The organism is Gemella cuniculi DSM 15828, assembly GCF_000425665.1.
GTDB classification, from domain to species: Bacteria; Bacillota; Bacilli; order Staphylococcales; family Gemellaceae; genus Gemella; species Gemella cuniculi.
In genome coordinates this window covers 47,511-60,746 of record NZ_AUDW01000008.1, presented here as the reverse complement: position 1 = coordinate 60,746, position 13,236 = coordinate 47,511, and the positions used below count along the sequence as shown (strand labels likewise).

General features: G+C 30.5%; 6 protein-coding genes. 3 read left to right on the top strand and 3 right to left on the bottom strand.

Annotated features, from left to right (window positions below; all coding sequences use genetic code 11):
• The first annotated feature begins 2 nt into the window (after nt 1-2).
• A complete protein-coding gene (locus tag H612_RS0101460) occupies nt 3-1,361 on the top strand; it encodes an MFS transporter (protein WP_027129844.1) in 1,359 nt (452 codons plus the stop codon).
• 55 nt (nt 1,362-1,416) lie between these two features.
• Here H612_RS0101460 and H612_RS0101455 read toward each other — a convergent pair whose 3' ends face one another.
• The 3 genes from H612_RS0101455 to recU form a co-directional block, all read right to left on the bottom strand.
• Nucleotides 1,417-3,534: a cation:proton antiporter gene (locus H612_RS0101455; RefSeq protein ID WP_027129843.1), complete on the bottom strand. Its 2,118-nt coding sequence runs from the start codon at nt 3,532-3,534 to the stop codon at nt 1,417-1,419.
• Nucleotides 3,535-3,836: 302 nt separating this feature from the next.
• Nucleotides 3,837-5,978 carry a transglycosylase domain-containing protein gene (locus tag H612_RS0101450; protein WP_245570431.1) on the bottom strand — a complete coding sequence of 714 codons (2,142 nt, stop codon included), beginning with the start codon at nt 5,976-5,978 and terminating at the stop codon, nt 3,837-3,839.
• Nucleotides 5,979-6,037: 59 nt separating this feature from the next.
• The gene (gene recU / locus H612_RS0101445) at nt 6,038-6,613 is read right to left on the bottom strand and encodes a Holliday junction resolvase RecU (RefSeq protein WP_027129841.1); all 576 of its coding nucleotides are present in this window, start codon (nt 6,611-6,613) and stop codon (nt 6,038-6,040) included.
• A gap of 262 nt (nt 6,614-6,875) precedes the next feature.
• On the opposite strand from recU, the gene H612_RS0101440 reads away from it, so the two are divergent.
• The gene (locus tag H612_RS0101440) at nt 6,876-8,576 is read left to right on the top strand and encodes a proline--tRNA ligase (RefSeq protein ID WP_027129840.1); all 1,701 of its coding nucleotides are present in this window, start codon (nt 6,876-6,878) and stop codon (nt 8,574-8,576) included.
• Between the two features lie 170 nt (nt 8,577-8,746).
• Nucleotides 8,747-13,087, top strand: a complete 4,341-nt coding sequence (locus tag H612_RS0101435; protein ID WP_027129839.1) for a PolC-type DNA polymerase III — start codon at nt 8,747-8,749, stop codon at nt 13,085-13,087.
• Nucleotides 13,088-13,236 lie beyond the last annotated feature (149 nt).

The following is a 13,236-nucleotide window of genomic DNA, read 5'->3' as shown; positions in this document are numbered from 1 at the left end:
AAATGAATGCACAACAATATAAAGGAACAAATAAATTATTACTTGGAATAGTATTAGCGGTATTAGCATTTTGGTTATTTGCTCAATCAATGCTAAATATAGCTCCAGACGTTCAAAAAGATTTAGGACTATCATCTGGAGCAATAAATATAGGTGTATCAATTACAGCATTATTTTCTGGAATATTTATAGTGGTAATAGGAGGCTTAGCAGATAAATTAGGTAGAGTTAAATTTACATACTTAGGTCTTATTTTAAATATAATCGGTTCAGCATTATTAATTATAGCTTCCAATTCGCTTATTTTTATAACAGGTCGTGCTTTTCAAGGTTTAGCAGCAGCGTTCATAATGCCAGCAACAATGTCTTTGGTAAAAACATATTACGAAGGAAAAGATAGACAACGTGCTGTAAGTTTTTGGTCAATAGGTTCTTGGGGTGGTTCAGGATTATGTTCATTATTTGGAGGAGCCGTTTCTAGTAGCTTAGGTTGGAGATATGTGTTTATTATTTCAATAATAGTTTCTATTATTAGTATCTTACTTATTTTTGGAACACCAGAAAGTAAAGTAGAAAGTGATAAAAAATCTAAATTTGATTTTAGCGGACTAATAATTTTTGTTATTTCTATGGTATCATTAAATGTATTTATTTCTAAAGTTAAAGAGCTAGGTATCTATAATACATACATGATAGTTTGTATAGTTATTGCTGTAGTTGGACTTATAAGTTTTTATAAAGTGGAAATTAGTAAAGAGAATAGTTTTATAGATTTTTCGTTATTTTCGAATAGAGGTTATTTGGGGGCAACGATTTCTAACTTTTTACTTAACGCAGTTGCAGGGACATTAATAGTTATTAATTCATATATGCAACAAGGAAGAGGACTAAGTTCAAAAAATGCAGGAATGATGTCCTTAGGATATTTGGTTTGTGTTCTTATAACTATTCGTATTGGAGAAAAACTGTTACAAAAATTTGGTTCAAGAAAACCAATGTTAATGGGAACATTTATAACTGGAATCGGTGTTGCACTTATGACTTTAACAATGATTCAGGGTAGTGCATATTTTGTTCTTGTATTTTTGGGATATGCTTTGTTTGGAACAGGATTAGGAATATATGCAACTCCATCAACAGATACAGCAATTTCTAGTGTTCCTAATCAAAAAATTGGTGTTGCTTCAGGGATATATAAAATGGCAAGCTCACTTGGAGGAGCAATAGGAGTTGCAATATCGGCAGCTGTTTATAATGGATTTGTATCACATACACTAGGTGCAACTTATGGTTTATTAACTAATATATTATTCTGTATTTTTGCAATTTTATCAATAGTATTCATAATACCAAAAAAATAAAAATATATACTAAATAAAGACGGTTGATTTTTTATCAACCGTCTTTTAAAATTTTTTATTCTTCATTTGTAAACAGTAGTGCTTCATTATAATTAAGATCACGAATTATACTATCTGCTGAATGTTTGTCTATCTTATTATCAGATTTTAATTTTTTAAGTTTTTCTTTTTGAAGTTGAATTGCTTCTGTTTCAATAATTCTAGTCTCTTCTATATAGCTATCAGCAGGAACGTTGTATAATGTATAATCAAAGTTATCGTAAGCATTTTTTATAAAATCAACAGCTAGTGAATTGTCTTCTGTACGCTGTGTTTCTGCTATATCCATAGAAAAATAAGTAAATTCATCTATAATATTAGGAAGTTCGAATCTAAATTTGTAAAAACTATCTTTAAGATCTTCGTATTTTTTTATATAACGTGGATCAATCATAGTATCTTCTTCTTTATCAGACTCATTATTTTGAATTAGATTGAGCAATACAAGGAGGCGTCTAAAACCGATTTCCATCACACTAAGATAAAGAGAAATAAAAATTTGTCTTGCTATGGAGTAAGATAGTAATTTTCGTAATCTCCATTTCCTAACTAGCAAAATTTGTCTTAGGTAACGATCATTATCGTATTTTTCTAAAATTGCTATCATTTTTTTCTGATTTTCATCTTCAACAACTTTGCAAATTCTACGATATTCTTTTACCAATTTTTTCTCATCTGATGAAAAATAAATTTCTTGTTCTTGAAGTTTTTTAATTGCTATTGCATAACCCATTTTTTCGGATGTGGTTTCAAGATTGGAATATTTTTCAGTTAAAATTTTTATAACTTCATGCAATATTTTACTTCTTATAGATGCCTCTTCTATCAGTACCTCATTTTTTTCTGATTTAATAGTAAGAGGAAGAAAAACAGTTCCTAAAATCATACTTAAAAGTACAACACCGCTTCCGATAAATAAGATAGGATCTCTTAATGGAAAATCTTCCCCGTTAAGAGTTAATGGGATCATTAAGGCTGTAGCTATTGTAATGGTTCCGTGTATTCCGCAAAGTGAAGCTATAAGCGAATACTCAAATCTACTGTAGTTTCCTACGTTTAATTGTCTGGTTTTTAAAAATTCTAACACTTTGCTAGATGTATTAAAAGAGTGTGTTTGGAACGATACATAGAAAATGTAAACAAAAGTAAATCTTACTATCGCTAGTGCTAGTGTTATAAGAACGACATAAATCAAACCAGTACTAACATCTAAATCAGGAAATTTTACCATATTTCTAAAAATATCGGGTAATAGATATCCTAAAAAAACGAAAACAAAACCGTTAAGAATATAGGAAACTGTGTTTTGATTAAAATTAATAGAAACGACAGATTGGTTATCCAATGAATCTTTTTGGAATAACGAGCGTTCTAAATTAAACATAATTGCAGAAAAAACCACCGCTACGATTCCAGAAAAATGAAATTCTTCTGCAATAAAATAAACAATAATCGGAACCATTAATTGAATAAGAACAGGAATATTTGGCTCCGAATTAAGGAAGTCTCGATTAATGTATTTTATCGTAACAGCTAAAACACCAAGAATAAGTCCAAGGACCATCCCTCCTAAAGCTGCGATGAGAAATTCTTGTGATGCAGATTTAAGTGAAAATGTACCAATAATGATAGCAGCAAGTGCAATTCTAAATGATACTAAACCAGCAGCATCATTTAGAAGGGATTCTCCTTCCAAAATGGACATAAGTCCTTTTGGTAATTTCATATTAGCAGTAATAGATTTAACAGCAACAGCATCGGTAGGTGATAAAATTGCTGCGAGAGCAAATGCAGCACCTAAAGGAATGCTAGGTATAATGAAATTAATAAAGGGTCCTACTATAAATACTGTTGCAATAACAAGCCCAATTGCCATGTAAATTATAGGTCTTTTATAAAGCCAAAGTTCACTTCTAAAGGCTTTATAAGCATCTGTAAATAATAAAGGTGCTATAACAAGAATCATAAAAGTTTCTGTTTCAAATTCGAAATGAAGCGAAATAGGTAAATATGTTATCAAAAATCCAAGCATAACTTGGAAAAGGGCAGCTGGTACTTTTGGAATGTATCTATTAAGAAATGAACCAGCTATAACAAGGATTATAAATATCGACAATGTATATAAAATTTCCATAAAAATCTCCTTTACAATGATTTATATTAAAGTTAAATTATTTTTTATAACTTTTAGATAATAAATTTTTATTTAAAACTATAGAGTTTTTATTAACATGAAATAAAGAAACAAAAATTTATCATTATATATTTTACAATTATTCTAACTTTAAAGCAATAAAAATATCATCGTTAATTTTTTGTGGTTTCGTGTATATTGAAAAAATAAAATAAATTCGGAACACATATCTTTATTGTGTTCCGAATTTTACATATAGCTATAATAAAGTTTTTTTTGTACAACAAATATGTTTTTACAAATTACCGCCTATTATTCTGGCTACTACTTTGTGATGATGAGTTTCTGTTTGTACCACTCCTTGCAGTACCAGTAGAATTCCCATTTTGTGAACTAGAATTATTTGAACCACTTGTACTTGGTGGAGTCGGACTAGAAAAAGAGTTATAAATGGATGTTAAGGCTGAGCGACTATCACGCTGTCTTTCAGCAATTTTAGCTTGATATACTGCATCCCTATCTGTATTTGGATACAGATAATCTGTTTCTGTATTTCTTTCTTTTGCGTATTCAACACCATTTTTAGTAGCTATACCTGCAGGTTTTTCAAAGGAAGCAGGTGCTTTATTGTCAGCTGCTTTCTTCATGACATCTGCCATAATTTCTTGAGTGGTTTGTGCTTGGGCGGAAGACAAGGCTTTACTTGCTGAATCCACCATATCGGCTCCTTGCCAAACAGATACGGTATAGTCTGTTGAATATCCAACCATCCAACTATCTTTTGTGGAGTTTACAACATCAATGCCATAGTTTCTATAGGCACTTTCATCAAAGGTACTTGATCCAGATTTTCCAGCCATGTCAAAGCCACTTACTTTTCCTCTAGGTGATGTACCATTACTAGTTAACACATCTTTTAAAATACTAGTCATAAGGTACGCAGTTTCTTCAGACATTGCTTTAACTGGTTCTTCTTTTGCAGAAGGTAATTCTTTTCCATTAGCATTAAATATTTTAACAATGGTAGATGGTTTGTTGTAATAACCTTTATTACCAAATGCGGCAAATGCACCTGCCATTTGAAGAGGAGAAACACCATCAACATTTCCTCCAATAGCAGTAGTAGGTTCGTCTTTGGATACAGGTATTCCTAATTTTTCTGCGAAATATTTTGAGCGTTCATAACCTACAGTTTCAAATGCTCGAACAGCAGGAATATTGTATGACCATGATAGAGCACGGCGCATAGTTACATTCCCATGATAAAGTCTATCCCAGTTTTGAATATAGAAATTAGTTCCAGCAATACGATAAGGAGTGTCAGAAAATGTAGTTTGAGAATCCCAACCATAGTATTCAATACCTGGTGCATAGTCTACTATAGGTTTTATTGCTGAACCAGGTTGTACTTTAGCATCAACTGCGTAATTATAACCACCAGCTTTATAATTTTTTCCTCCACCAATAGCTTCAATTAATCCAGTTTTTGTGTTGATAACTGTTATAGCAGCTTGTGAAGCATGTGGTTTCATAGGTTTACTTTGGTTATCTAACATATCTTGAACGTATATTTGAAGATCAGAATTAAGGTTTGTATAAATTTTTAATCCCATTGATAAAGGATCACTTACATTTTCAAAATTTTTATTTTGTTTTAATTCTTTAGTGATTTCATCAATATAGGCTGCGTATTTGGGATTATACGTATGTTGGTTTGCTCTTTCTTCTTTTGTTTTAGAAACTAATCCATCATTTATAGGTGTTTGCACATATTTCTCGTAATCATCTTTGGAGATTTTTCCGTTATTATACATGGCATAAAGGACAGTATCACGACGCTCTTTAGCTTGTTCAGGGTAATCATATGGATTGTATTGAACAGGTTGTTGAGGTATTCCTGCAAGAAGAGCAATTTGAGGAATTGTTAGGTCGTTAAGTTCTTTGTTATAAAAGTATTTTGCAGCTGTTTTTATGCCATATTGTCCATCAGAATAATAAATTTTATTAAGGTACATTTCTAAAATATCATCTTTAGAGTATTTGTTTTCTAATTTTAAGGAAAGGAATGCTTCTTGAATTTTTCTTTCCATAGTTTTTTCTGATGTTAAAAGGGAGTGTTTAATAACTTGTTGAGTTATTGTACTGGCACCTTCTCTAGCAGAATTTGATTGTAAATTTACTAAGATAGCTTTCAATAAACGTTTAGGATCAATTCCTATATGTGAATAAAATCTTGAATCCTCCACTGAAAGGACGGAGTCTTTTATTTTATTTGGAACATCAGAAATAGGGATATACTCTCTTTTTTCTGCACCAACAGTGGCAATTAAATTGAGATTTTTATCATATATTTCAGACGATAGCGGATCTTGAAGATTTGCTTTTGTAATATCTGGTACATTTTTTAGTTCTTTGGCAAAAACTGCTAAGACTACAAAAAACAAAATCAAGGATATCGTAAAAAATATTGAGCTAATGTATTTGAATAAAGTTTTCATTAAAATTAAAACTCACTTTCGTTATTTTTTATAATATTTAAATAGTCTATTCTAATTTTATAATGGAATGATAGTTCGAAAGATACTTCTATGAACTCAGTTAGTTTAATAGATTTTCTACCTCCGTCTTTTGCTCTTTTATAAAAGAACAAAAACTTTTTAAAGGGTAGAAGAAATGTTCTATCTATTTTTTTAAATCTAACAATAATGAAGGCAATCCCTCCATGAGAAATTATTTTCTCCATATGAATAATTTGATGTTCATGGATATTACTAAGAGAAAAAGAAGTTTTTGAATTAGTTTCTTTTGCTTCAAAATCTATGTATTTTCCATTCCATATCCCATTATAATCTGTAGTAGATGGAACTTTATAAAATGCTTTTGTAATCATTGCACTTGATCTATTTGGATAATTAACTTCTACTATTTGTATAGGAATAGGTTTTTTATGTATAACTGCAATGTCATTGTTTAAATAATATTTATTTGCAAAGTTAATATCTTCCTCAAGTTCCATTCCTCTATTAGAGTAATTAACTTTTTGGGTAAAGTTGTTTTTTTTATTAGGATAATTAAACATGTATCCCTCCACAAATTATTATCCTTTTATTATACTATATTCTAATAAAAAATGAAAATACTATAGTTTTAATCTTTTATTTTTCATAATATTTTTTAATTTTATACCCAGAATTTGTCTAATTTTAGGAAAATGTTTATGGTCGTATTTTGTATAACATATGAAATGTAAATAAAAAAATTAATTTTATAAAATTTGTTAAGAAAATATTTGAAATCTATGTTATAATAATAGTAATTTAAAAATGAGAGGTGGTATTGTTATGAGACAATCAAGAACATTTATTCCAACAACAAGAGAAGTACCATCCTCTGCAGAAGCAATCAGTCATAAGTTGCTTATAAAAGCGGGGATGGTGAAGCAGGTATCTGCGGGAGTTTATACTTATCTTCCCTTAGCTTATAAAGTAATAAGAAATATTGAAAGAGTAGTAAGAGAAGAACATGAGGCATTTGGAGCAGTTGAATTGCTTATGCCGATTTTACAATCAGAAGATTATTGGAAAGAATCTGGACGTTGGTATAAAATGGGTGATGAGCTTATGAGGCTTATTGACAGAAAAGGTGCAGGTTATGCACTAAGCCCAACTGCAGAAGAAATTATTTGTCAAACTGTAAATAATATGGTTACATCTTATAAACAACTTCCAGTAAATTTATATCAAATTCAAACTAAGTTCCGTGATGAAATGAGACCGCGTTTAGGTTTATTACGCGGAAAAGAATTTATCATGAAAGATGGTTATTCATTCCATGATTCACCAGAATCGTTAAGAGAGACGTATGTAGATTATTATAATGCATACTGTAGAATTTATGATAGATTTGATTTGAAATATCGTGCTGTAAAAGCTGATTCAGGAAATATTGGAGGAAGTTATACACATGAATTTCAAGCACTTGCAGAAGTAGGTGAAGATACAATAGTTTATACTGAAGAGAGTGATTATGCAGCTAACATAGAGACAGCGGTTGTTGTGGAAGATAATTATACAATGCCAACTGGATTTGAGAAAAAAGAACGTGAATTACTAGAAACGCCAAATCAACAGACTATTGATGATATAGCAGCTTATTGTGGTGTGGAAACTAATCGAGCGATGAAAGCATTAGCTCTAAAAGCAGATGGCGAGTTTTATTTAGTCCTTATGCGTGGTAATGATCAACTTAACGAACTTAAATTTAAGAAAGCTACTGGAACTTCTGAAGTTGAAATGGCAACAGAAGATGAAATTGAAAAAGTTATGGGTAGTTGCGTAGGTTATATGGGACCATTCGATATCAAAAACTGTAAAGTAATTGGTGATAATGCAATTAAATATATGTACAATCACAGTTGTGGAGCAAATAAAAAAGGATTCCACTACATTAATGTAAATCCTGGTGATTATCCTATCGATGCTCATTATGATTTGCGCATGATAGAAGAAGGAGATTTAGCAGAAGATTTATCAGGTCCAGTAAAATTTGCTAAGGGGATAGAAATAGGACAAGTTTTTGAACTTGGTCAAGGATATTCAGAAGCTATGAATGTAACTTATCTTGATGCAAATGGTCGTGCTAATTATTTCCATATGGGATGTTATGGTATTGGTATAACGAGACTTGTTTCTGCAATTATAGAGCAACACAATGACAAAAATGGTATTATTTGGCCAAAAGAAGTAACACCTTATCAAGTGCATTTGCTGTGCTTAGATACTAAGAAAGAAGAGCAAGTGAAATTAAGTGAAGAATTATATGAGAAATTAACTAAAGCTGGTTATGAAGTATTATATGATGATAGAAATGAGCGTGCAGGAGTTAAATTTAATGATGCAGATTTAATTGGAATGCCCCTACAAATTATCGTAGGTAAAAAAGCTAGCGAGAATATAGTAGAGATAAAAGATAGAAAAACGTTAGAAAAAGAAGATGTGGGCGTAGAGAGCATCTTAGAAAAAGTAGAAGTATTTTATAAATAAAAAATACTAAAATTATAATTTATGCCGATCAAAAACAAAAATTTTAGAAAAATATAAAAAGTATATTTTGTTACTAAAATTTGTTTTTGGTCGGCATTATATAGTATAATAGATAAAGAAGAATTTAAATAGTCTTTGAAGAAATTGCGTATATAAATTAAGGAGGAACTATGAGTAATAAGCATTTTTCTCTATTAATCAGAACACTAGAATTAGAAGAATTAGCCAATACTGAATTTGTAAATTTTTCTTTAGATAATATAGAAAAAGACAATAAAAATAAAGTTTGGACTTTTAATTTTAGTGGAAAAAGTTTGCCAAGTACTACCTCTCTAACGCTACTTATTCAAAAATTGCGAGATAGTTTTTTAGGAGACTATCTCGTTAATTATCGTCTAAGTGTGAGCGAGGAAATTACTGATGAGCAAATTAAAGATTATTGGAAATATATTATTTTAGAAAATTTTTCAGATCTATCCGAAATTTTGTTGGAAAGTATTTTGCTTGGTGAAGTTGACATAAAAGAAAATATTCTTTTTGTAAAAAATATGGTTCCATCAATTTGGAACAATTTTATAAACGAAAAAAAAGAAAATTTAATTTTAAGTTATGATAGACTAGGGATAGAAATAAAAGATATTAAACCTAAATTTGCAAAAACAAATGTAGAAGATGTGATTGAGCGTCAAGAAGAAAAAATTTCCAAGGAAATAGAAAAATTAGAAGAATTTGAACGAAAAGAAGCTGAGCGAAAACCAAAAGAAACGGAGAAGAAGTTCTCAAATTTTGGTGGTGGTAATAGGTATGGAAAAGAAATTCGAGATGTTGATATAGTAGAAATCAAAGATGTGATTGGCTATTCAGGTGATGTCACAATAATGGCTCAAGTATTCGGCAAAGAAGAGATTGTGCATAGAAATGGTTCTAGTCAACATAGATTGAAGATAACAGACTACAGTGATTCTATTGTTTTAAGACTATTTGGAAACAATCCTAATTCAAAATTTCAGAACAATAGAAGAAATCAGTTAATTGAACTAGTTAAGGATATAAAAAAAGGTCAATGGATAAAAGTTCATGGAACAGTAAGTAATGATCCTTATCTTCGTGATACTATTATAGAGCCGAAGTCATTGGAAGTGGCGAGTAAAGAAGAGAAAAAAGATAAATATGAAGGCAAGAAGAGAATCGAATTGAATACTCACACTAAAATGAGTCAACTTGAGGGAATATCTTCTGCAGAAGATTATATAAATAGAGCACTGTCATGGGGGCATGAAGCTATAGCTTTTACAGATACATATGGTGTTCAAGCCTATCCAGAAATTTGCTTAAAATCAAAAGGAAAAGAAATAAAACCCATTTATGGTTTAAATGCTTTTATTATGGATGATGATATTACTGCAACGACAAATAAAAAAGAGTTAAAATTAAAAGAATCGACGTATGTAGTATTTGACGTAGAAACAACAGGTTTGTCAGCAGAACGTGATAGACTGATAGAAATAGCGGCAGTAAAAGTGAGAAATGGGGTAGAGGTTGATAGTTTTGAAAGTTATATAAATCCTAGGAGGTCTATTTCTGAGTTAATTACGCGACTTACTAGCATAACTGATGATGATGTGAAGGATGCACCATTTGAGGAAGAAGTAATGACAAACTTCTACAATTGGATTGATGAAGATGATATTTTAGTAGCACACAACGCAAAATTTGATTTAGGATTTTTAGATAAAAGTTTTGAAAGAATAGGTTTGAGGAATAAAAATAATGCAAGTATAGATACATTGTTTATTTCAAGAGCAGAGAATAAAGAAGCTAAAAGACATGGACTTAGTAATTTAGCTAAGTTATATAAAGTTCGTTTAGTTCAACATCATAGAGCAATTTATGATACAAAAGCAACAGCAGAAATCTTTGTAAAAATGTTAGATCAACTTTATGATTTAGGGATAGAATATCATAGTGAAATTGATGATAAAATAGATTTAAAACTTGCACATAAGCGTTCAAGGTCTTTTCCGTGTTCAATATTAGTAAAAAATGCTGCTGGATTAAAAGATTTATTCAGGTTAGTTTCATATAGTTGTACAGATTATTTATCATCGGGAAAACCAACTATTCCAAGAAGTCTTCTTTCAAAATACAGAGAAAACTTGCTAATAGGAAGTGGTAATTCTGATAATGAAGTCTTTGAAGAATTATTAAATTCTAAAGAAGATAAAGTAGAGAATATAATCGAATTTTATGATTATATAGAAATTCAACCTAAAAATCATTATGAGAATTTTATAAGAAATGAGAGAATATTTGATAAAGATGAATTGGAAATCTTATTAAAAAAATTAATAGAGTTAGCACAAAAAAAGGGGAAAGTAGTAGTAGCAACAGGAGATTGTTATTACTTGGATGATTATCAACGTGATTACAGACAAATTTTACGTCTTACAGTAAAAAATAACCCTGGAGCAAGGGATATAAAGCCAATGTCAACGTTTTTAACAACAGAGGAAATGCTAAAAGAGTTTTCATATTTGGATGAAGAACTTTGTAAAGAGATTGTTATAGAAAATACTCATAAAATTTCTAATATGATTGAAGTTGTGGTGCCATTAAAAGATAAGTTGTATACGCCGAATATTGAGGGTGCAGCAGATGAGGTTCGTGATTTAAGTTATACTATGGCACATAGAATATACGGTGAGAATCTTCCAGAAATAGTAGAAAAAAGGTTAGAAAAAGAATTAGATTCAATTATAGGTAATGGATTTTCTGTGGTTTATTTAATATCTCATAAATTAGTAAAAAAATCACTTGATGATGGTTATTTAGTAGGGTCAAGGGGATCTGTAGGTTCTTCATTAGTCGCTACAATGATGGAGATAACAGAGGTAAATCCTCTAGCTCCGCACTACGTTTGTCCGAAATGTAAGCACAATGAATTCTTTTTAAATGCAGAATATGCATCTGGTTTTGACCTTCCAAATAAAAATTGTCCACACTGTGATGTCAAGATGATAAAAGATGGACAAGATATTCCATTTGAAACTTTCTTAGGTTTTAATGGTGATAAAGTTCCTGATATAGATTTGAATTTTTCTGGGGAATATCAGGCTACTGCACATAATTTTACAAAAGAGATTTTTGGAGAAGATTATGTCTATAGAGCAGGAACAATATCAACCGTTGCAGAAAAAACAGCATATTCTTTTACGCGTGATTATTATGAGAAAAATGAAATAGAGAAAAGAAGTATTGATATTGAAAGAATAGCTGCAGGTTGTGAAGGAGCTAAGAGAACAACAGGACAACACCCAGGTGGTATATTGGTTGTGCCAAATGATATGGATATATTTGATTTTACTCCGTATCAATATCCAGCAGATGATGAGACTAGTCCATGGCGTACAACTCACTTTGACTTCCATTCAATTCATGACAATATTTTAAAATTTGATATACTAGGGCATGATGATCCAACTATGATAAGAAAACTTCAAGATTTATCAGGAATAGATCCAAAAACTATAGATGTATCTGATACCAAAGTTATGGAAATATTTTCTGGAGTAGAGGCATTAGGGGTAACTCGTGAACAGGTTGACTCAGCTAGTGGAACATTTGGTATTCCAGAATTTGGTACTAATTTTGTAATCCAGATGTTGGATGACACAAAACCAACGACATATTCAGAATTGGTACAAATTTCTGGATTATCACACGGGACTGATGTGTGGTTAGGAAATGCTCAAGAATTAATTCGTAATGGCACATGTAAATTAAAAGATGTAATTGGATGTCGTGATGATATTATGGTGTACTTAATTCATGCTGGGCTAGAAGAGGGATTATCATTTAAAATAATGGAGAGTGTAAGGAAAGGTAAAGGACTTACAGAAGAATTTGAAAAAGCGATGAAAGACAATAATGTGCCAAATTGGTATATTGATTCATGCAAGAAGATAAAATACATGTTTCCAAAAGCCCATGCTTGTGCTTATGTATTAATGGCACTTAGAATAGCATGGTTCAAAGTGCATGAACCTTTAATTTATTATTGTGCATATTATTCAGTAAGAGCCAGTGATTTTGATATAATTACAGTGGTAAAAGGTGAAAAAACGCTAAAAGCAAAAATAAAAGAAATAAAAGAAAAAGATAAAAATGAAGTAACTAAAAAAGATCAAGATGCTTTAGTGAGTTATGAAATAGCGAACGAGATGTTAGAGCGTGGATTTTCTTTTTCAAAAGTTGATTTAGAAAAGTCATTAAGTCATGATTACATAATAGAGGATAATACTTTGATTCCTCCTTTTTCGATAGTGCCTGGATTGGGTGATAATGTTGCAAATAAAATTGTTCAAGCAAGAGCAGAAAAAGCATTTTTATCGATTGAAGATTTAACAAAACGAGGTAGTGTTTCTACAACAATAATAGAATACTTGAGGGAAATGGGGACTCTAAAAGGACTCCCTGAAAGAGCACAACTATCTTTTTTTGATGAATTATAGACACCTAGATTTAAAATATGTAAAAATAGTTTAATCTTTATTTAAAAGATAAAAACAAAGAGAGAAACTGGATTTTTATTGAAAAAATAATGTGAAAAGTTTCTCTCTAATTGAGATATACATAAAAATATATAACTAGCAAGTATACA

What these genes read in the sequence shown, in the direction of transcription:
- H612_RS0101440 (WP_027129840.1), top strand. Translation starts at nt 6,876, where the DNA reads ATGAGACAATCAAGAACATTTATTCCAACAACAAGAGAAGTACCATCC.
- H612_RS0101435 (WP_027129839.1), top strand. Translation starts at nt 8,747, where the DNA reads ATGAGTAATAAGCATTTTTCTCTATTAATCAGAACACTAGAATTAGAA.
- H612_RS0101455 (WP_027129843.1), bottom strand. Translation starts at nt 3,534, where the DNA reads ATGGAAATTTTATATACATTGTCGATATTTATAATCCTTGTTATAGCT.
- recU (WP_027129841.1), bottom strand. Translation starts at nt 6,613, where the DNA reads ATGTTTAATTATCCTAATAAAAAAAACAACTTTACCCAAAAAGTTAAT.
- H612_RS0101460 (WP_027129844.1), top strand. Translation starts at nt 3, where the DNA reads ATGAATGCACAACAATATAAAGGAACAAATAAATTATTACTTGGAATA.